A 20699-nucleotide genomic window follows, 5' to 3' on the forward strand; every position below is an offset into this window, starting at 1 on the left:
ATGTATACTGTAGTAGGTGTAACATTTAAAGAAGCAGGTAAAATATATTATTTTGATCCTAAAGATATAGAATTAGTTGTTGGTGATAATGTAATTGTAGAGACTTCACGAGGAACAGAGTTTGGTGAGGTAGTGATTCCGGCACATGAAGTTAACGAAGAAGAGATAGTTTCTCCATTAAAGGAAGTGCAAAGAAAAGTAACTTCTAGTGATATAAAGAAGAAGCAAAAGAATGAAGAAGATGAAGAAGAAGCCTTTGATATCTGTTTAAGGAAAATTAAAGAACATGGTTTACCAATGAAATTGATTGATGTAGAGTATACTTTTGATAGAAATAAAGTTATCTTTTACTTTACAGCTGATGGAAGAGTAGATTTTAGAGAGTTGGTTAAAGATTTAGCTGCTATATTTAAGACTAGAATTGAATTACGTCAAATTGGCGTTAGAGATGAGGCGAAGATGGTAGGAGGTCTAGGTCCTTGTGGTCGCCAATTATGTTGTGAAACGATGTTGCGTGATTTTGAACCAATTTCTATTAAGATGGCTAAAGCTCAAAATCTCTCTTTGAATCCGGCTAAAATTTCAGGAATATGTGGTAGACTAATGTGTTGTCTGAAGTATGAATGTGATAATTATAAGAAGACTAAGAAAGAAATGCCGAATGTCGGTGATGAAGTAGAAACAGATATAGGTACCGGTGAGATTACTAAATTGAACGTAGTAAAGGAGACAGTAACTGTTAATCTAGGTGATGATGACAGGATAGAGGTTCCTGTTGATGAGATAGATGAAGTTGAAGAAAATAAAGATTAAAATATTAAGATTTAAAAAGGTATCCATAGGATACCTTTTTTCTTATATATTTAATTGTAATATCTAGTAGTCTTTCGCATATAATATAAGTATGACTTTAATAATTAATTGTATTTAGGAAGGATTAATTTTAATTATCACGAATATAATGCAAAGAATGTTTTTATGGAGGTATTTGACAGTGAAAGAGATCTTAGGTTTACTAGCTAAATTTCAAGAACAATTTAATATGTTAAATAATGAATTTCAGGAGATAAAGAAGATTACTTATAAGTTATATAAAGAGAATGAAGAGTTAAGAGAAGAGAATGATAATTTAAAATCATTACTGTTTGAAAAGAAGGAGAATGAGGATGAGGAAGAAGAAAGAAAAGGTTATAATAACTTAGCTAAGTTATATGAGGAAGGGTTTCATATCTGCCATCTTAATTATGGTGAGGTGCGAAAGGGAGAGTGTCTCTTTTGTATGGGATTATTAGATATTCAATTAGATCCTAATGCTGAGGTTGATGAAGTTGCCAAAGGTTAAATTAAAACCCAAGGAAAGATTAGATGACTTAATTCACGATGATCTAAAAGTTATTCAAAGTAAAGAACATTTTTCATTTGCTATAGATGCTGTTCTGTTAGCTTACTTTATAGATGTTAGAGCTGGTGATAAAGTAATTGATTTAGGTACAGGAACCGGAGTAATTCCACTCCTAATAACGACCAGAAATAATCCTGCTCAAATAGTAGGAGTTGAGATACAAACAGAGCTAGTAGATATGGCCCAAAGAAGCATTAAATATAATCATCTTGAAGATATAATTAAGATTGAAGAGTTAGATATACGAAATTTAAAGGAAGAATTTATAGCTGAAAGTTTTGATGTAGTAGTCAGTAATCCTCCCTATCTACCAGTTGGACAAGGGAAGGTTAGTCCAAAAGAGAGTATCGCTATTGCTAGGCACGAGGTCAAGGTTGAGCTAGAAGGTATAATTGATATTAGCTCTTATTTAGTTAAATTTGGTGGAGAGGTTGCTTATGTTCATCGTGCAGAGAGATTAGATGAAATATTAACATTAATGAGTCAACATAACTTACAACCTAAAAATTTGCGGCTAATTTATCCCAAGCAAGATAAGAGATGTAATTTAATCTTAGTTAAAGGGGTTAAAGGTGCTAAACCTGGCTTAGTAATAGACAAGCCATTAATTATTTACCAAGATAATGGTGAATATACGCAAGAAGTTTTAGATATATATTATGGAACTGATAATGAAGATAAGGTAGTTGATTAGGATGGGACATTATGTCTATATCTTAAGTTGTGCAGATGATACACTATATACTGGCTATACAACTGATTTTAAAAGAAGAACTAAGGAACATAATGAAGGACGTGGGGCTAAATATACTCGAGGTAGGGGACCAGTAGAATTAGTGTACTATGAAGAGTACAGTACGAGGAGTAAAGCACAAAAACGAGAGTATGAAATTAAACAATATAGTAGGCAACAAAAATTAGACTTAATTAACGAGAAGGAAGAATAATCAAGGAGGAATAGTATATGAGTAGAGGGAATTTATATATATGCGGAACACCAATCGGTAATTTAGAAGATATTAGTTTAAGGACTTTAAGAATTTTAAAGGAAGTTGACTATATTGCTGCGGAGGATACTAGGAGAACTCAAAATTTACTAAACCATTATGAGATAGATACTCCTTTAGTTAGTTATCATGAACATAACGAGGAAGAGATGAGTGAAAAGATTATTGAAAGATTGAAGAGTGGGGAAGAGATAGCTTTAGTTTCGGATGCTGGAATGCCAGGAATATCTGACCCAGGATATAAGTTAACTTCTTTGGCTGATAAAGAAGATATTAGAGTTATACCTGTACCGGGACCGACGGCTATGACAGCGGCTTTAGTAGCTTCTGGATTACCTACGGATAAATTTGTTTTTGAAGGTTTTCTACCACGCAAAGGGAAGCAGAGAAAGGATAGATTAAAAGAATTAAGTGCTGAAACAAGAACTATAGTATTCTATGAGTCGCCTTATAGATTGAAGGACAGCTTGCAGAATATGTTAGATATTTTAGGTGATCGGAAGATAGCTGTTTGGCGGGAGATTACTAAAAAGTTTGAAGAAAAGATTGCAGGTAAGATTAGTGAAGTCTTATCTCATTTTGAGACAAAGAATCCTAAAGGAGAGATTACAATTGTCCTAGATGGAGTAAATCTTAAGAAGTTTAAGCAGAAAGATGCTGCTTGGAAGGAGTTGTCTATTTTAGAACATGTAGAATTATTAATGGATAAAGGTGTTACTAAGAAGGAAGCAATTAAATTAGTTGCTAAAGAGAGAGATTTACCTAAAAGTGAAGTTTACGAAGAGGCAATTGCAATTAACGTTAAAAAGAGGTAGATAGTTAGTTCTTCTATCCACCTCTTGTAATAACTCATATCAGTTATTCTTTAATACTATATGTAATTTTTGATTAAGCAGTTTCTGAAATTTCAGCCAGGCAGTCTTTACAAACCATTTTATTCTTAAAAACAGTAGTTTCCCCAGCATTACCACAGAAAACACAAGCTGGTTCATATTTTTTAAGGATGATACTTTCGCCATCTACATAGATTTCTAGAGCGTCTTTTTCATTTATTCTAAGTGTTCGCCTTAATTCAACAGGAATCACTACTCTTCCTAATTCATCTACTTTTCTTACAATACCTGTAGACTTCATTTGCAATACCTCCTTTTTCTTTTTCATCTTTCGACAGTTAACCTTAAATAAATTATACTATAATTTCCAATGAAAGTCAATAGTTGACAGTAATTTTTTTAAAATAAAGTAATTTTTAATCTATAAAGGCAAAATAATATAAAAATAAGTTTAGTACTGTTAATTGAAAAGGTGGTGAGTTAATGTTAGAAATTTCTGATGGACTTAAGAATAGCTTAATAAATACTAATCAGGAGCTACAGCAGAAGTATTCAAGGCAAGGAGATTTGAACTCTATTAATTTAAGAAATGAAATTAAACGTAGAATAGGTAGAATAATTAAATTAGAAAGGTTGTCTAAAGATAAACTTAAATCTTGGTTAGGAGAGAAAGTAATTGTTGGAGTTGATGGTTCAGTTAATAAGATAGGTAGTAACTACCCTCATTATCTTTATCTATTGCAGGCTTTAGCTAAGAATACTGAAAAAGAAGATATTATTAAGAATGATCTTTTCTGTCCTTTAGTTTCAAATTCAAAAGAGGAGATTCTTGAGTTTAAAGATAAACAACAGGATAGAGGGGTTAGAGTTAGTGAACAAGAAGCAGCTAGTAGAATTAGAATTTCAAAGTTAGCAACTTTGGAGCTAGAAGTAGCTATTAAGGCAATAAAAGAGTGGAAACCTAAATTAATTATGTTAGATGGGTCGTTGATTAGGTATCGTATTGAGTCGGAAGAAAAATGGGAAGAGTTAAAGAAGCTGGCTATTAGAGAAGAAGTTTTACTTCTAGGGGTTATTGAAGAGATTGGTACGCAAGAGATTAGTAAGCAGTTAATTGAGGGTAGTGGACGAGAAGTGCATCCTGACAGCTTGGAACTAAATAAGTTAAAGGATTATTATGATCGAGAACTGCTTTTTGGTTTATTAGAAGCGGGAGAGATGTTGGCTTTAGAATTTAAATCTGGTTTAAAGACGGCTTTTATGCGGACAAGTCGTGACCCTCAGGTAATTGGGATTGATCTTTTAGAAGAACAAGATTCTAATCTAAGGTCAATGGCTAATCTAGTATATACATTAACGCCAGAAGCGGGTAGAGGCATTCCGATTTGGCTAGACATTGTCGATCATGAGGTTAGAATTTCAGATCAAATGATGGAGAGCTTAGTTGATGCTTATTTAGATTCGGATTTAAAACGCAGATTATTCTACGCTAAACGTAAAGGAAGAGTATATTAAGGCGAGGTGAAATGAATGCAGGTTGTTGGTTTAACTACACAGCAAGAGGTCTATGTTGCATCAGAAAGCAAGAAATTTCGTAGTAACGAAATACTAAAGGTTATGGATGGTGACTTGGATAATCCATTAGGAGAGGTAGTAGAAACTCAATCTTATAACCGTTTTATTCCTTTATCAATTAAGGATAGTTTTGTAGATAGAGGTGTTATTGAGTCTTTGCGAAGTATTGGTTATAACATAGATGAGGATGAAATAAATATAGCTAAGGTAAGGCTATTGACAGAAGCTGCTTATCCAATTAAGACTGGGGCAGTAGTAGAAGTGCCGCATTTTGATGAAGTTAAGGATATAATGGTAAAAGAGAGCCCTAAGGAAGGGTTAGTTCTGGGTATTATTAAAGGAACTGAAGAGATGGCTAAAGAGATGGATTCTGAATTAAAAGGAGTGGCACCTTTATTAGAAGGAGAAGAAGTAGTAGAACAAGATGGAATTCCTTTTAATTTTAAGGTACGAGCTATGCATCAGTATCCGCATATTGGGATTATCGGTGGTTCTGGTTCAGGAAAGTCTTTTGGGATGAGGGTTATATTAGAAGAGTTGATGAAACTAAAGGTTCCTACTGTAGTCTTTGATCCACATTTTGAAATGGATTTCAGTAATAATTTTCCGGGTTTGCCAGCAGGCTATGAAGATGATTTTAGTGATGATTTTGAGGTCTTTCAGGTGGGACAAGATGTAGGTGTTAACTTTGAGGACTTAAATACTAAGGATTTAATAGACCTTCTTGCAGCAGCAAGTAATCTTACTGAGTCGATGGTAAATGTGGTAGAGAGTTTACATAATCCTGAAGGGAGAAGGGATTCACTATTCACTTTTGAGACTCGGTTGCAAGATCTAAGAGAAGCATTAAATTTAGGTAAGAATAAGATTCAACGTAGATTAAAGTCAGGTGAAGTAAATGGACACCAAAAAGAAGAATATCAAAACTATTTAGGTCTGTTAAATGACTATGGCAGCTTACATTTAAGTTCAATTAGTGGTTTGATCTGGCGTTTAAATAAATTGAAGAGACATGGACTCTTTAATCAAAGTATCACTGATATAGAACTAACTTTAAAGGCTCGTAAATTAGTGGTAATTCAAGGTCCAATCTGGTTATTGCAGGTCTTTGCGACATATTTATTAGGGAATCTATATCGACAACGAAGAGATTACAAAGATGCTGAATATTTAGGGGAGTCAGTTGATTACTTTCCACCGTTTGTGATTGCTACTGATGAGGCACATAATTTTGCTCCTAAAGGCTATGATTCACCAGCTAAATCAGTGATTAAGGAGATTTCACAAGAAGGTAGAAAGTATGGAACTTTCTTAATCTTAGCTACACAGAGACCTACTTTATTAGAAGATACTGTTACTGCTCAATTAAATACTAAGTTTGTATTTAGAACTGTAAGGGCTTCTGATATTGATACGATTAAGCAAGAGACTGATTTAACAGCTGAAGAAGCAAAGCGATTACCATATTTAGAATCTGGAGACACATTTGTTTCCTCAGCTATCTTTGGTCGTACTATGGCAGTAAGAATTAGAATTGCTAAAACGACTAGTCCACATACTGAAAATCCTTTTGATGAATTAGAGTCTAAAACAGAAGCAGACATAGATAAATTTTATGAGGCAGTAGTTAATCAATTACCTATTTATGAGACTGACCTTTTAGTTAAGTTAAAAGAGATTAATAAAGAGTTAGAAGGGATAGTATTAGATAGAAATGGTCTAGTAGAAAGATTAGACCAGTTAGTTGCTAAAGGAAAGCTAGATAAAGAAGGGTCTCCATTAGGTGGTGAAGTATATAACTTAAAGAAGTAGGAATAAATACTTGACAAACCTGTTATATTTGTGTATATTTTAAGGTAAAGTGGAGAAGATATAGCTAAAAGATAATAAGGTATTAAAAAGCGATGAAGGGAAGAGTAGATGTTAAAGTTATTTACAGAGAACCACGTTAGCTGAGAAGTGGTAATGACTGAGATATTGAAGATGGTCCTAGAGCTATATAGTCGAAGTTAAGTAGACTGTATCGGATTAACAGAACCGTTATTTCTGTATGAGTGATTACTTAATAGTAATAACTAGGGTGGTACCACGGAAGGTGATTATACCTCTCGTCCCTGATAATTCAGGCGACGGGAGTTTTTTATTTATAAAGGAGTGAGATAGATGACAAAGGAAACTTTTTATGTTACGACACCGATTTATTATCCTAATGATAAGTTACATATTGGACATACTTACACTACTACCGCAGCAGATACTATTGCTCGTTTTAAGAAGTTGCAGGGGTATGATGTAAGATTCTTGACTGGGTCTGATGAGCATGGTCAGAAGATTGAGAGAACAGCTAAAGAGCATAATGTAACGCCTAAGGAGTATGTAGATGAGATTGTATCTTCTTTTAAGGACTTATGGAGTCTATTAGAGATTGATTATGATGTCTTTTTACGAACTACAGAAGAGAGACATGAAGATGTAGTGCAGCATATCTTTAAAGAAATATATGAGCAAGGAGATATTTATAAGGATAAATATGAAGGCTGGTATTGTACTCCGTGTGAGACATTTTGGCTAGAAAGACAGTTAGAAGATGGGAAGTGTCCCGATTGTCAGCGGGAGACAGAATGGGTAGAAGAAGAGAGTTATTTCTTTAGGATGTCTAAGTATGAAGATGACTTACTAGATTATATAGAAGAAAATCCTGAATTCATTCAACCGGAGACTCGACGTAATGAGATGGTTAACTTTATTAAAGATGGTCTAGAAGACCTTTGTATTTCAAGAACGACTTTTGATTGGGGAATTCCAGTACCGATAGATGATGATCATGTTATTTATGTTTGGTTCGATGCGTTGACTAATTACTTAACAGGAGCAGGATATTTGACCAATGACGACGATTTTGCTAAGTATTGGCCAGCAGATATACATATTGTAGGTAAGGATATCTTAAGATTCCATACGATTATTTGGCCGATTATTCTAATGGCTGCTGATTTAGAACTGCCAGATAGAGTTTTTGGACATGGATTTTTAACTGTGGAAGGCGGTAAGATGTCTAAATCGAAAGGGAATGTCGTTGACCCTGTTAAATTAGTAGAGGATTTTGGTGTTGATGCTGTTCGCTACTATTTAATGCGCGAGGTTGCTTTTGGTTCTGATGGTTCTTACTCTACAGAGTCATTTATCCAAAGGATTAATTCGGATTTAGCCAATGATTTAGGGAATTTATTGAATAGAACAGTAGCTATGGTAGATAAATATTTTGCGGGAGTAGTTCCTAGCCTAGGACCAGCTACTGATCATGATGAAGATTTAAAGAAGACCGCTCAGCAAGCGATTGAGGCTATGACAGAAGATATGGAGAATTTACAATTTAGTACAGCTTTAGAACAGCTATGGACTTTAATCAGACGGACTAATAAATATATTGATGAAACGACCCCTTGGATCTTAGCAAAGGATGAAGCTAAAAAAGAGGAATTAGGTACAGTTCTCTATAATTTATTAGAATCGCTACGAATTATAGCTATTGCTTTAAAGCCATTCTTAATAGATGCTCCAGAAAAGATTTGGCAACAGTTGGGAATTAAAGAAGATATAGAGGAACAGAGTTGGGAGCAGGTTAAAGAATGGGGGGGACTAGAAGCAGGCATCAAGGTTAATTCAGGTGACCCTATCTTCCCTAGAATTGATATTGAAGAATACTTTGAAAACCAAGTTGAAGCTGACCAAGTAGAAAAAAAAGAAGATGGTGGAAAGGATGAAGAAGAAGTGAGTGAAGATTATATTACATTTGATGATTTTACTAAGTTAGATTTACGAGTAGCTGAAGTATTAGAGGTAGAAAAGATTGAAGGTAGTGATAAATTACTTAGAGTTCAAGTAGCTTTAGGAGAAGAAAAGAGACAGTTAGTAGCAGGAATTGCTAAGCATTATGAAGCTGAGGAATTAGTAGATAAGAAAGTGCTTATGGTGGCAAACTTAGAGCCAGCGACTATCTTTGGAGTTAAGTCTAATGGCATGATTCTAGCGGCTTCTAATGACGAAGGAGACTTAACTGTAACTACAGTTGATAGAGATATTGATAGTGGAGCGCAGGTTAAATAATAGTTGACAGTGAAGCCCAGAAAAGAGCTTTCGGATTAAAAGTAGATAACAGATTACAGTAAAAATCAAGACTATTATAATATTTCATGAGATAAGAGTTGTTTTAGTATAAGATAGTTAATTTAGTTGATAATATTCAGGTTTAGAACAGGAGTGATTTAATTTAATGTTAGTTGATACTCATGCCCATATAGACTTTCCTCGTTTTAGTGATGATAGAGAGGATGTTATTAATCGGGCTCGGGAGAATGATCTTAAATATATTATTAATGTTGGTGCTGATGAGGAGTCTAGTCAACGGTCTATAGATTTAGCTAATGAATATGATATGATCTATGCTGTTGTGGGAGTTCATCCTCATGAAGCAAAGAGTGTTACAGAATCTACATATCATAAGTTGAAAAAGTGGTCTGCTGAAGAAAAAGTAGTAGCTATTGGTGAGACTGGTCTTGATTATCATTATGATAACTCTCCCCGGAAGATTCAAAAAGAAGTCTTTAGACAGCATATTAGGTTAGCTAAAGAGGTAAACTTACCTTTAGTGATTCATAGTCGGGAAGCTGAAGAAGAAACGATGCAGATATTAAAAGAAGAAGGTGCTGAAGAAGTTGGAGGAGTTATCCACTGTTTTGGTGGTGATTTAGCGATGGCTAAGGAGGCCATGGAACTTAATTTTTATATAGCTGTCGGTGGCGTTTTAACTTTTAATAATGCTCATCAATTACGAAGAGTAGTAAAACAGATTTCATTGGACAAACTACTAATAGAGACCGATGCTCCATATTTAACACCAGAACCGAATCGTGGTAAGCGGAATGAACCTGCTTATGTAAAACATGTAGCTGAAAAGCTAGCTGAAATACTGCCATATTCAGCAGAAAAGATAGCTGAAATAACAACAGAGAATGCAGAGCGAGTCTTTGGTTTGACTAGTTAACGTTATTTTGTAATTCCAACCAGATTATGTTATAATGGATTACATTATTAAGCCTGCAAGGAGGTTTGAAGATGACTATTGCCTATGAATTAGGAGATTCTCTTTATTTAAATATAACTAATCGTTGTGTTAATGAATGTCAATTTTGTGTTAGAGACTATAAAGATGGAGTAGGAGGCTATAATCTTTGGTTGGATGAGGAACCAACAAGTGATGAGGTTATTGCTGCTATACAAGAACAGAAGGCTCTTGACCAATATCGAGAAATAGTCTTTTGTGGTTATGGTGAGCCGCTTATTAGATTAGAAGTAGTAATAAAAGTAGCTAAATGGTTAAGAAATTATGATGTAGCGATAAGAGTCGATACTAATGGCTTAGCAAATTTGATTCATGAGCGTAATGTAACACCGGATTTAGAAGGGTTAGTTGATGTTATTTCGATTAGTTTAAATGCTAAGAATGCTAATAAATATCAACAATTATGTAATCCTGAATTTGGGTCAGATTCTTTTCCAGCGATTCTAGAATTTACAGAAGAATGTAAGAAGTATATTCCCCGGGTAGTCTTATCAGTAGTTAACTATCCAACGACTAGTATTTATGAATGCCGTAAGATTGCTAATAATCTAGGTGTAGAGTTTAGAGTACGACAATATAGTGGTTCAGATGCGGAAAAGGATGAATAATCTATATAATAATTTTACAACATATAGATATGTATTTATATTATTTAACTTTAATAGGAGGTAAATTTAATGAAAATCTTTATTGATACTGCTAATATTGATGAAATTAGAGATATGAATCGAATAGGAATCTTAGATGGAGTGACAACTAACCCTTCTTTAATTGCTAAGGAAGAAGGAGTAGACTTTGAAGATATTATTGAGGAGATTACTTCTTTAGTTGATGGACCGGTTAGTGCGGAAGTAATTAGTACTGATACAGAAGGCATGGTTAAGGAGGCTAAGGAGTTAGCCAAGATTTCTGATAATGTTGTAATTAAGATTCCGATGAATAAAGATGGACTGGCAGCAGTTAGCCAACTATCTAAATTAGGAATTAAGACCAATGTAACTTTAGTCTTTTCGCCAAATCAAGCACTTTTAGCTGCTCGGGCAGGGGCTACATATGTTAGTCCATTTATTGGGCGGCTAGATGATATCGGACATGATGGAGTGGAGATAGTAAAGGAGATTAGTCAGATATTTACTCTGCATGGTATCGATACTGAGATTATTGCGGCTAGTATTAGACATCCTAAGCATGTTAAAGCAGCAGCTATGGTTGATTCTGATATTGCTACGATTCCTTATGGAGTTTTGGAAAAGATGTTTAAGCATCCTAAGACAGATGAGGGTATTGAAAAGTTCTTAGCTGACTGGGAAGGTACAAATGAATAAGATGGAGACTGAACGGTCAGTAAAAGTGTGTTGTTTATGTGCTAGGATTTAACACAAGTTTAACACACTATCTTTTTAAGAATGATCCATAGTGTGTTATCTGTGTTAATGTGTGTGATTAGAAAAAGCAACAATAAAATAACAAATTATTTTTAACTAGGATGAACTCTATTAGTAATAGGGTTCATCTTTTTTTTGTTTAGATCGATTAATTAAGATTTTATAAATTGGCATGTAGTTTGCATTTTAATATAAGTGAGATTTAAATATAGTAAAATTCAAAAAACTTAGGAGGTTATTGATGATGAGAAAGAAAGGGTTAATGGTTGTAGCTATGTTATTGGTGGTTAGTCTATTTGCTACAGGATGTTTCTTTGGCGGCACTAAACAGAAGGATAATGGGAAAATTAAGATTGGTTTTTTATTGAAGACGATGCAAGAAGAGCGCTATCAGAAGGATAAGGCAGCGTTTATTAAAAAAGCTGAAAGCTTAGGTGCAGAAGTTGTATTTGCTGCGGCAAACAATAACGCTAGAACTCAGTTATCTAAATTTGAGAATATGTTGGCACAAGGAGTAGACGTAATAGTATTGCAACCTGTAAATACAGGTACAGCAGGCAACATGGTTAAGATGGCTCATAGAGAAGGTGTTAAGGTTGTTGGTTATGATTCGATGCTAGTTAACGGACCTTTAGATGTTCACGTTATGCAGGATAGTTGGGCAGTAGGTAAGTTACAAGGTGAGACAATGGTTGATTGGCTGAAAGAGAAGAAAGGTAAAGTAGAAGGTAATGTTGTTCTAATTAAAGGACAGCCAGGTGACTCTAACGCTATTGCAATGACTAGTGGAGCTAAAAAGATCATTAAGGAGACTCCAGGTTTAAATTTAGTTGCTGAAGAATGGCATGAAGGTTGGGCTCCGGATAAAGCAATGGCGACTGCAGAAAATGTTTTAACTAAGTATAATAATGATATTGATGCTTTTATTTGTAATAATAGTGGTATGGCGCGTGGAGTTATTTCTGCTCTAAAAGCACAAGGGTTAGCAGATGCTGATAAGGTTTTTGTTGCTGGTTCTGATGCAGACTTAACTAATATTAGATACGTTGCTCAAGGGATCCAGACAGTTGATATCTTTAAGAAGATTAAGCCTTTAGCAAGAACAGCTGCTGAAACAGCTTATAAGTTAGCTAAGAATTCTAAAAAGGATGTTAAAGATGTAGTTGAATATGAAAAGCTAATAGATAATGGTTATATGGAAGTACCGACAATTATTACTCCAATCGTGAAAGTGACTAAAGACAATATTGAAGAGACAGTTATTAAGGCTGGTTTCCATACTAAAGAAGAGATTTATGGTCAGCAGTAATTAACCATTTTATATTAGGTCTGCTCTTTTTGTTGGGGCAGGCCTAAAATAAAGAAAAGAAAAGGTGGTAAAATTGTCAGAGGTAATCTTAGAGATGAAGGATATAATTAAAGATTTTCCAGGAGTTAGAGCTTTAGATCATGTTAATTTCCAAGCTAGAACTGGTGAGGTTTTAGCTTTAGTAGGAGAGAATGGAGCTGGAAAGTCAACTTTAATGAAAGTTCTAAGTGGGGTATGGCCCTATCCTACTTATGAAGGAGAACTATATATTAAAGGAGATTTGAAGGAGTTTACCAATACTAGGGAAGCAGAAGAAGCAGGGGTAGCAATTATTCATCAGGAGTTAAACCTTATTCCTGGGTTGAGTGTAACAGAGAATATATTTTTAGATAAACAGGAGACAAACTTTTGTGGTAAGATTGAATGGTTTAAGTTACATTCTAAAACTAAAGAGTTATTAGAGAAATTAAATATTACAGATATTCAGCCAACAGATTTGATTAAGGAATTGACCGTCGGACAACAACAGATGATTGAGATTGCAAAGGCACTTTCGGTAAATGCAGAGATATTGGTCTTTGATGAACCAACTTCGGCTTTGACTGACCGAGAGATAGAAGATTTATTTATGATTATTAGAGCATTAAAGGCTCAAGGAGTATGTATGATTTATATTTCGCATAAGATGGAAGAAATAGAAGAGATTGCAGATAGAGTAACTGTTTTAAGAGATGGGAAGACCATCGGTGAAACCACGCGGATTAAAGATATAACTTTAGATGAAATTATTACACGAATGGTAGGTCGTGATATAGAGGACATGTTTCCTAAGCAAGATTTTGAACAAGGAGAGAAGACATTAGAGGTTAAAGGAATTAATGTTGAGCATCCATTCTTAACTGATGAAAAGAAGGTCGAGGATGTATCATTCTCAGCGTATAAAGGTCAGATATTAGGAATTGCAGGTCTGATGGGTTCTGGGCGAACAGAGTTAGTTAGTGGTATTTTTGGAGTTAATCCTGATGAGACAACAGGTGAAGTATACTTAAATGGGAAAGAATTAAGTATAAATTCCCCCCAAGATGCAATTCAAGAAGGAATAGGCTTAGTGACAGAGGATAGAAAATTGTTAGGTTTACTATTAGGACAAGATATTGTGACTAATACAACTTTAGCCTCTTTAGATTATGTTTCAAAGTATGGAGTTATTAATAAGTTAGAAGAACGTAAGGTTACTAATAAGTATGTTGATGAGCTTAATATCAAGACCCCAAATATAGATGTTAATGTTAATACTTTAAGTGGTGGCAATCAGCAGAAAGTAGTAATTGGTAAATGGTTAGCTACTAAGCCAGAGGTTTTAATTCTTGATGAACCTACTCGAGGGATAGATGTAGGAGCTAAAGTAGAAGTTTATAGATTGATGAATAAGTTGGTAGAAGAAGGAGTTACTGTCATTATGATATCTTCAGAACTACCAGAAATAATGGGAATGAGTGATAGAGTTTTAGTAATGTGTGAAGGAAAATTAGTTGCTGACCTTGACCGAGAGGAAGCTACTAAAGAAAAAGTAATGGAATATGCTACAGGAAATTTTAAAGGAGGAAGTAAGGCATGAAGAAATTTTTAAAAGATAATGCTACTTTATTGGCATTGATAGCTTTAGGACTAATTCTTACATTTTTATCACCGGCTTTCTTTACTCCCCGAAACCTAACTAACTTGGCACGACAGGTGACGATTATTGGGATCATATCAGTAGGAATGACTATGGTAATCTTATTAGCAGGGATCGACCTTTCAGTTGGTTCGATTGTAGGGCTAGCAGCAATTGTAGTTACGTTATTAATGCAGGCTGGATTAAGTGCTTGGTTAGCGATATTATTGACGATTCTTTTATGTGGGGTTTTAATTGGATTATGGAATGGATTTTGGATTGCTCATTACGATATTCCACCATTTATCATTACTTTAGGGATGATGACTATTGCTCGTGGTCTAGCTTTAACTTTATCTAATGGGAGCTCAGTACCAGTAACTAGCAAGGTGTTTTCGATTATTGGAGGAGGATATATTCCTAAAGGGATTAGTGGTATAATCTTAGCTATTGGATTAATTACTATCTTATATTCTATTTATAAGAATGTTAAACAACAGAAAGAATATGGAATGGAAGTAAAGAAGTCAGAGGTTATTACGAAGGCTGTTTTAGCAATTTTAGGTATTCTGTTTGCATTTGCAGTATTCTTCAGCTATCGTGGAATTCCAGTACCAGTGGCAATCTTTGCAGTAATAGTTTTAGCTGGGGTATATACCTTAAGAAATACTAAGTTTGGGCGTAGATTATATGCTATTGGAGGTAATGAAGAAGCAGCTAGACTTTCAGGTCTTAATGTATATAAGACGAAGTTAATGGTTTATACAATTATGACTACCTTAGCTACAATTTCTGGTATTATCTTAGCTTCACGATTAAATGGTGCTTCTCCTAATTTAGGCAAAATGTTTGAGCTAGATGCGATTGCTTCGGTTGTAATTGGTGGAACAAGTTTAACTGGTGGTTATGGAACGATTACTGGCTCTATAATTGGTGCTTTTATTATTGGAGTCCTAAATAACGGAATGAGTCTCTTAGGAATTAATACTTTCTATCAACTAATTGTGAAAGGATTAATAATTATTGTAGCGGTTTGGTTTGATGTTATGAACAAGAGAAAAAAAGCATAGGATATACCTTTTTCTTAAAGGTCAGAGATAACTTCTCTGGCCTTCTTTAAATTGTTAATACTCTGTTTAACCTAGGTTATAATATAAGATAGACTTAGTGGGGGTTGGTGACCTTATTTAGCCAATAACATTTATAGCAATAAAAAAGGCAGGGAGATATATGAGGCGAAAGGAGAAAGTATATCATAAGTTAAAAGAGGTTTGTTATAATAGATTAAGTTTAGATAAACTTAGGAATAGACTAAAAATTGGATTTAGTGCGGGTGATATTGCTGATGAGTTGGGGATTGCTCGCAGTAATGCTAGTCGTGACCTAAATAGCCTCCATAAGGAAGGAGAAGTAATTAAGATTACTGGTAAGCCAGTCTATTTTTTAGATAGAGAGTTTGTAGAAGAAGTTAGTGGAGTGATGTTAGAAGAAGAGCATTTGAAGTTTAGTAGTAGTAAAGAGTTATTTAGAAATAATATACGTCATAAGGGAATTTCTAAGTCAAAGGTGAAGTCGGAGGCAAAAAAAGCTAGTATTAACTCGGAAGTAAAATCTAAAGTAGTATCTAAGGATAGATTACAGCCTAAATTTAAGGTTAATTTAAAGAATAAACCTTCTTCAGAAAAAGAAGATTATATACTATCCAATTTAATAGGGAATGAAGGGAGTTTAAAGACACAAGTACAACAGGCACAGGCTGCTATTATTTATCCTCCTAATGGGCTTCATACTTTAATTCTAGGACCAACTGGTGTGGGGAAGACTATGTTTGCTGAATTGATGCATAGGTTTTCTATTGAAACTGAAAGACTAACTAATGATGCACCGTTTGTGTCTTTTAATTGTGCTGATTATGCTAATAATCCACAACTATTACTTTCACAGCTCTTTGGGTATGCTAAAGGTGCTTTTACCGGAGCGAAACGAGAAAAGGATGGTCTAATAGAGAAGGCAGAGGATGGAATTCTATTTTTAGATGAGATTCATCGTTTGCCGCCGGAAGGTCAAGAGATGTTATTTTACTTAATCGATAAAGGATTATATAGAAAGTTAGGCGAGACAGAAGCTGATAGAAAGATTAACTTATTAATAATTGCTGCGACAACAGAGTCTCCAGAGTCTAGTCTGTTACGGACTTTTACGCGGCGGATTCCGATGGTTATTGAACTACCTCCTTTATCAGAACGACCTCTAAAAGAAAGGTTACGATTAATAAAAATTTTCTTTCAAGAAGAAGCTGCTCGTATGAATGCTACTGTAAAAGTGACTAGAGAGGTTCTACGGGCTTTGTTACTATATAATTGTCCGGGAAATATTGGGCAATTGAAGAGTGATATTCAACTATGTTGTGCGCGGGCTTTTCTAGATCATCTTTCAGGAAATGAGCCAGTAATTAAGATAGGTTTAGATAGATTATCCTCTCATGTTAAGGAAGGAATCTTAAAGATTGAAGATAATAGAGTTGAGTTAAGAAATGTTTTGAAGTATATTGGTGATAAACTTATTGTCAATGCTAATTCTGATTTGGGGGAAGGGAAGGAACATGTTAGCCTTGTAGAAGGATTTGATAATATATATGAAACTCTAGAAAGACAGATGGTAGAGCTAGAAACAAAAGGAATCCAACAACAAGAGATCAATAGATTATTAAGTGCTGATATTGATATCTTCTTTAAACGTTTCTTAAATAAATTTAAAGATAAAGAAACTGCTAAAGAAGAAGAGTTAGAAAAGATAGTGGACAAAGAGATCATTGAGGTCGCTAAGGAGATGCTTGTATTAGCTGAGGGAGAATTAGATAAAGAGCTAGAGAGTAGAATTTTATTTGGTTTGGCGATGCACCTTAGTGCTACTTTAGAAAGAATTGAAGCAGGTAAAGAGATTAATAATCCTCATTTAGATGAAATTAAAGCTAACCATAAAAAAGAATTTATAGTAGCTAATAAGATGGTTGACTTGTTAGAGACTAAAGTGGGTATCAATGTGCCTCGTGATGAAGTTGGTTTTATTGCTATGTTTCTATATTCTGGCCTTGAAGAAGGTGAAGAACAGGGGAAAGTAGGGATAGTAGTAATTACTCATGGCAGTGCAGCAGCTACTTCTATGGCTGATGTAGCTAATACTTTACTCAATGCTGACCATGCTGTCGGTGTTGATATGCCCTTAGAAAGAAGTCCTGAAGAGATATTAGAGATAGTTAAAGGTGTCGTTAACGATGTAGAGCAAGGAAAAGGTATATTATTGTTAGTAGATATGGGTTCACTGATTACTTTTGGTGAAATTCTTTCTAAAGAGTTAAAGATTCCGATTAGAACTGTAGATTTAGTTAGTACACCGATGGTATTAGAGGCTACTCGAAAAGCAGTTTTTACCGAAGTTACTTTAGACGAATTAGCAGAAACAGTTGAAGATATGAGCTCTTTTTCGGGACGATTAGGAGTAAATAAGTTAGGGGAGAGTGAGACAGGTCAGGAAGAAAAGGTTATTTTAGCAGTATGTATGACCGGTCAAGGAAGTGCTATTAAGCTAAAGAAATTAATTACAGAGTCGATTCCGCTAATTAAAGAGAAGAAGATAAAAGTCTTAACTATTAGTATTAATAGATTAGAAAAAAATAAAGATTACATTAATCAGATTATGGAAGAGAAGGATGTCTTAGCAATTGTAGGTACTTTTGACCCGCAAGTAAAGGAAGTACCATTTATTTCATTACAGAGTCTCTTAGCAAGGCAAGGTATCAAAGAATTACAGAATTTAATTAAGGCTAAAATAACCGTTGTTAATCAAGAGAATAAAGAAGTAAATGAAATTTATGATAGAATAGAAGATACATTTAATCATTATTTGAAATTTGTCAATCCTAGGCTAGTACTAACAGCAATTAAAGATTTAATTAGTAAGCTAGAAATTAGTCTGAATATTAAACTAGATAAAGAGGTAAAAGTGGGTTTAATTATGCATCTAGGTTGTACTATTGAAAGATTAATTAAAGGAGAAGAAATAGAAATTTCTGAAGAAGAGTTGATTGAGATAGATAGAATTAAGGAAGAAAATAAAGAAGAGATTAAGATTATAGCAAATAAGATAAGAAATATAGAAGATGAATTTAATATTAGGTTCCCTTTAAGTGAATTAGCTTATGTAATGAAGATAATTAAGCATAATTAGCAGAATTATATTGATAACACTTCTGTGATAAACAAATTAATAACTAGATTGCAAGTATAATTAACACGAATTTTTGAGCATTAGCAATTAATTATGTAAAATCTTTTAATGTAAGATTTATATTTATAGATGGTGGTATTCTTAAGCTAGATTAGCTAAAGCGAGGTGAGAGTATGAATAATGTCAATATCTTATTAGTATGTAGCTTTGGTATGTCGACTAGTTTATTAGTTAGAACAATGAAAGAAGCAGCAGATGAGAGAAGACTCAATGTTGAAGTCAAATCTGTAGGTTCAAGTCAATTAAACGAAGAAGCAGATGATATCGATGTAGTCTTATTAGGACCACAAGTGAGGTATATGCAGGAAAAAGTTGAGGAGTTAGGGAAACCGGTAAAAGTAATAGATTCGATGACATACGCAGTTGCAGATGGTGACCAAGCGTTGGATGAGGCATTATCTTTGATAGACTAATTATTATAAGAGGTGATTAAGGTCTATGGAGAAATTATTAAAGTATATAGAAGAGAAGATGATGCCTTATGTGGTAAAGATTATTGAATTTCCGTATTTAGTTGCGATTAGAGATGCTTTTGTTACTTTTGCTTTACCGATGATCATTGTAGGAAGTTTATTTTTAATTTTAGCATTCCCACCTTTACCCCAAGAGACTTCGATTGAACTTCTAAATGAGCTTAGAAAGTTGGCTCTTCTATATAGACCAGTAATGATGGTGCCTTTTCAATTATCATATGGCTTAATGGGCTTCTTTATCTCTTTTGGGGTTGCTTATAACTTGGGTGAATATTATAAATTGGATAAGGTCCATTTAGGGATGATTAGTATAGTGGCATTCTTGATAGTGTCATTGCCTATTGGAGTTAGTGGTCAAGAAGGGATTAAATCGATTGGTGATTTCTCCTTAAGGATTTTACTTAATAATTTAGGTGGTGAAGGGTTATTTGTGGCAATTTTGGTTGGGGTCTTAGTTACTGAAATTTTTAAGAAGGTTCAAGAAAGCGGGTTAATGATCGAAATGCCACAAGGAGTTCCACCTCGAGTGACTCATTCTTTTGAAATTCTTCTACCTGCTTTGATAATTATCACTATATTTTGGTTATTGGAATGGTATATCAGTAGTAATTTTATAATTACTAATTTGCAAGGGGAGAAGTTACCAGCTACGTTACCACAATTAATAATGCAATTTTTGAAGCCTTTAGTACAAGCTAGTGATACATATATTGCTGCTTTGCTGCAGATATTTTTAATGATGTTATTATGGTCAGTAGGGATTCATGGCATGAATATTGTTTCGGCAGTGGCTTATCCTTTTTGGACAGCAGCATTGAGTGATAATATCCAAGCAGCAGCAGTAGGTGAGCAGTTACCTCATATAGTGACTGAACCTTTCTTTCATATGTATACTCATTTAGGTGGCTCAGGAGCTACATTACCGTTGGTATTCATGCTATTGAGGTCGCGTTCTAAACAGTTAAAGCAGATAGGCAGGGTCGGTTTATTGCCAGGGATATTTAATATAAATGAACCAATTACTTTTGGAGTTCCTATTGCGTTTAATCCATTAATGGTCGTGCCTTTTATCCTGGCTCCATCGGTAATTGTAACGATAAACTATTTAGCAATGAAGATAGGGTTAGTAGCAAAGCCAATTGCTCAATTACCATTGACTGTACCAGTGATTATCGGTGGTTTTTTAGCTAATCATTCTATTAGTGGTGCGTTATTACAGGTCTTTGATTTGGCAATTGCAGCTGTGATCTACTATCCATTCTTTAAAGCATGGGAATTAAAGATGGTAAATAGGGAGGAGGAGTAATATGAATTTAGAAGAAGTGGCATTGCAGATAATTTCTCGTGGAAGTGATGCTCGTAATATCTCCTATCAAGCATTAGCAGCTAGTAAAGCAGGAGATTTTGAGGATGCAAAGAATTTGTTAAATGAAGCAGAAGAGAAATTACAGGCAGCCCATAAACTACAGACAGAGTTACTACAAAAAAAATTAAATACTAAAGACCCACTTTCTATCCTATTAATTCATGGTCAGGATCATTTGATGACTGCTATGGCAGAGAAGAATTTAATTATGGAAATGATAGATTTATATAAAAGATTAAATAACGAAGAGATTGATAAGTAGAAAAATTAAGCATATAATAAA

Annotated in this window: 19 protein-coding genes and 1 other annotated feature; of the genes, 18 read left to right on the top strand and 1 reads right to left on the bottom strand. The window is 34.3% G+C overall.

Annotation, left to right across the window (positions count from 1 at the left end; translation table 11 throughout):
• From BM077_RS08070 to rsmI, 5 genes are all read left to right on the top strand, one after another.
• Positions 1-813 (top strand): PSP1 domain-containing protein, encoded by an 813-nt coding sequence (locus BM077_RS08070; RefSeq protein ID WP_089749334.1) that lies wholly within the window; start codon positions 1-3, stop codon positions 811-813.
• A gap of 181 nt (positions 814-994) precedes the next feature.
• Positions 995-1342, top strand: a complete 348-nt coding sequence (locus BM077_RS08075) for an initiation-control protein YabA (protein WP_176941674.1) — start codon at positions 995-997, stop codon at positions 1340-1342.
• Positions 1329-2096: a tRNA1(Val) (adenine(37)-N6)-methyltransferase gene (locus BM077_RS08080; protein ID WP_089749336.1), complete on the top strand. Its 768-nt coding sequence runs from the start codon at positions 1329-1331 to the stop codon at positions 2094-2096. Before BM077_RS08075 ends, BM077_RS08080 begins: the two co-directional genes overlap by 14 nt.
• Position 2097: 1 nt before the next feature.
• Positions 2098-2349, top strand: a complete 252-nt coding sequence (locus BM077_RS08085) for a GIY-YIG nuclease family protein (RefSeq protein ID WP_089749339.1) — start codon at positions 2098-2100, stop codon at positions 2347-2349.
• Positions 2350-2366: 17 nt separating this feature from the next.
• Entirely contained in the window at positions 2367-3224 is an 858-nt protein-coding gene (rsmI, locus tag BM077_RS08090; RefSeq protein ID WP_089749340.1) for a 16S rRNA (cytidine(1402)-2'-O)-methyltransferase, read from the top strand.
• A 73-nt stretch (positions 3225-3297) separates the two neighbouring features.
• Here the strand turns inward: rsmI and BM077_RS08095 are convergent, their stop codons facing one another.
• Complete coding sequence (locus BM077_RS08095; protein ID WP_089749343.1) at positions 3298-3543, bottom strand: AbrB/MazE/SpoVT family DNA-binding domain-containing protein; 246 nt, start codon at positions 3541-3543, stop codon at positions 3298-3300.
• A gap of 182 nt (positions 3544-3725) precedes the next feature.
• Between BM077_RS08095 and BM077_RS08100 the strand changes: the two genes are divergently transcribed.
• The 13 genes from BM077_RS08100 (at position 3726) to BM077_RS08160 (ending at position 20678) form a co-directional block, all read left to right on the top strand.
• On the top strand, positions 3726-4757 hold the full coding sequence (locus tag BM077_RS08100) for a DNA double-strand break repair nuclease NurA (protein ID WP_089749345.1): 1032 nt from the start codon (positions 3726-3728) through the stop codon (positions 4755-4757).
• Between the two features lie 15 nt (positions 4758-4772).
• On the top strand, positions 4773-6629 hold the full coding sequence (locus BM077_RS08105; protein WP_089749346.1) for an ATP-binding protein: 1857 nt from the start codon (positions 4773-4775) through the stop codon (positions 6627-6629).
• 83 nt (positions 6630-6712) lie between these two features.
• Positions 6713-6936 (top strand) — a binding site (T-box leader).
• A 44-nt stretch (positions 6937-6980) separates the two neighbouring features.
• Entirely contained in the window at positions 6981-8924 is a 1944-nt protein-coding gene (gene metG / locus BM077_RS08110) for a methionine--tRNA ligase (RefSeq protein ID WP_089749349.1), read from the top strand.
• Between the two features lie 166 nt (positions 8925-9090).
• Complete coding sequence (locus BM077_RS08115) at positions 9091-9861, top strand: TatD family hydrolase (protein WP_090003490.1); 771 nt, start codon at positions 9091-9093, stop codon at positions 9859-9861.
• Positions 9862-9932: 71 nt separating this feature from the next.
• Entirely contained in the window at positions 9933-10547 is a 615-nt protein-coding gene (locus BM077_RS08120) for a TatD family nuclease-associated radical SAM protein (RefSeq protein ID WP_176941675.1), read from the top strand.
• 69 nt (positions 10548-10616) lie between these two features.
• Positions 10617-11264 (top strand): fructose-6-phosphate aldolase, encoded by a 648-nt coding sequence (gene fsa / locus BM077_RS08125; protein WP_089749353.1) that lies wholly within the window; start codon positions 10617-10619, stop codon positions 11262-11264.
• 301 nt (positions 11265-11565) lie between these two features.
• On the top strand, positions 11566-12633 hold the full coding sequence (locus BM077_RS08130) for a sugar ABC transporter substrate-binding protein (protein WP_255361601.1): 1068 nt from the start codon (positions 11566-11568) through the stop codon (positions 12631-12633).
• A 73-nt stretch (positions 12634-12706) separates the two neighbouring features.
• Positions 12707-14251, top strand: coding sequence for a sugar ABC transporter ATP-binding protein (locus tag BM077_RS08135; protein ID WP_089749357.1), 1545 nt, complete (start codon positions 12707-12709; stop codon positions 14249-14251).
• Positions 14248-15360: a sugar ABC transporter permease gene (locus BM077_RS08140; protein ID WP_089749360.1), complete on the top strand. Its 1113-nt coding sequence runs from the start codon at positions 14248-14250 to the stop codon at positions 15358-15360. Before BM077_RS08135 ends, BM077_RS08140 begins: the two co-directional genes overlap by 4 nt.
• Before the next feature lie 160 nt (positions 15361-15520).
• Positions 15521-18517, top strand: coding sequence for a sigma 54-interacting transcriptional regulator (locus BM077_RS08145; protein WP_089749362.1), 2997 nt, complete (start codon positions 15521-15523; stop codon positions 18515-18517).
• A 173-nt stretch (positions 18518-18690) separates the two neighbouring features.
• Positions 18691-18990 carry a PTS sugar transporter subunit IIB gene (locus BM077_RS08150; RefSeq protein WP_089749365.1) on the top strand — a complete coding sequence of 100 codons (300 nt, stop codon included), beginning with the start codon at positions 18691-18693 and terminating at the stop codon, positions 18988-18990.
• Between the two features lie 25 nt (positions 18991-19015).
• Positions 19016-20356 (top strand): PTS sugar transporter subunit IIC, encoded by a 1341-nt coding sequence (locus tag BM077_RS08155; protein WP_218124673.1) that lies wholly within the window; start codon positions 19016-19018, stop codon positions 20354-20356.
• A 1-nt stretch (position 20357) separates the two neighbouring features.
• Positions 20358-20678 carry a PTS lactose/cellobiose transporter subunit IIA gene (locus tag BM077_RS08160; protein WP_089749368.1) on the top strand — a complete coding sequence of 107 codons (321 nt, stop codon included), beginning with the start codon at positions 20358-20360 and terminating at the stop codon, positions 20676-20678.
• Positions 20679-20699 lie beyond the last annotated feature (21 nt).

It is taken from the genome of Candidatus Frackibacter sp. WG13 (assembly GCF_900114655.1).
Lineage (GTDB): Bacteria > Bacillota > Halanaerobiia > Halobacteroidales > Acetohalobiaceae > Frackibacter.

Coding starts and splice junctions, on each gene's coding strand:
- BM077_RS08160 (WP_089749368.1), top strand. CDS start 20,358: ATGAATTTAGAAGAAGTGGCATTGCAGATAATTTCTCGTGGAAGTGAT.
- BM077_RS08145 (WP_089749362.1), top strand. CDS start 15,521: ATGAGGCGAAAGGAGAAAGTATATCATAAGTTAAAAGAGGTTTGTTAT.
- BM077_RS08120 (WP_176941675.1), top strand. CDS start 9,933: ATGACTATTGCCTATGAATTAGGAGATTCTCTTTATTTAAATATAACT.
- BM077_RS08140 (WP_089749360.1), top strand. CDS start 14,248: ATGAAGAAATTTTTAAAAGATAATGCTACTTTATTGGCATTGATAGCT.
- metG (WP_089749349.1), top strand. CDS start 6,981: ATGACAAAGGAAACTTTTTATGTTACGACACCGATTTATTATCCTAAT.
- BM077_RS08105 (WP_089749346.1), top strand. CDS start 4,773: ATGCAGGTTGTTGGTTTAACTACACAGCAAGAGGTCTATGTTGCATCA.
- BM077_RS08095 (WP_089749343.1), bottom strand. CDS start 3,543: ATGAAGTCTACAGGTATTGTAAGAAAAGTAGATGAATTAGGAAGAGTA.
- BM077_RS08130 (WP_255361601.1), top strand. CDS start 11,566: ATGATGAGAAAGAAAGGGTTAATGGTTGTAGCTATGTTATTGGTGGTT.
- BM077_RS08115 (WP_090003490.1), top strand. CDS start 9,091: ATGTTAGTTGATACTCATGCCCATATAGACTTTCCTCGTTTTAGTGAT.
- BM077_RS08150 (WP_089749365.1), top strand. CDS start 18,691: ATGAATAATGTCAATATCTTATTAGTATGTAGCTTTGGTATGTCGACT.
- BM077_RS08100 (WP_089749345.1), top strand. CDS start 3,726: ATGTTAGAAATTTCTGATGGACTTAAGAATAGCTTAATAAATACTAAT.
- BM077_RS08155 (WP_218124673.1), top strand. CDS start 19,016: ATGGAGAAATTATTAAAGTATATAGAAGAGAAGATGATGCCTTATGTG.
- BM077_RS08085 (WP_089749339.1), top strand. CDS start 2,098: ATGGGACATTATGTCTATATCTTAAGTTGTGCAGATGATACACTATAT.
- BM077_RS08070 (WP_089749334.1), top strand. CDS start 1: ATGTATACTGTAGTAGGTGTAACATTTAAAGAAGCAGGTAAAATATAT.
- rsmI (WP_089749340.1), top strand. CDS start 2,367: ATGAGTAGAGGGAATTTATATATATGCGGAACACCAATCGGTAATTTA.
- fsa (WP_089749353.1), top strand. CDS start 10,617: ATGAAAATCTTTATTGATACTGCTAATATTGATGAAATTAGAGATATG.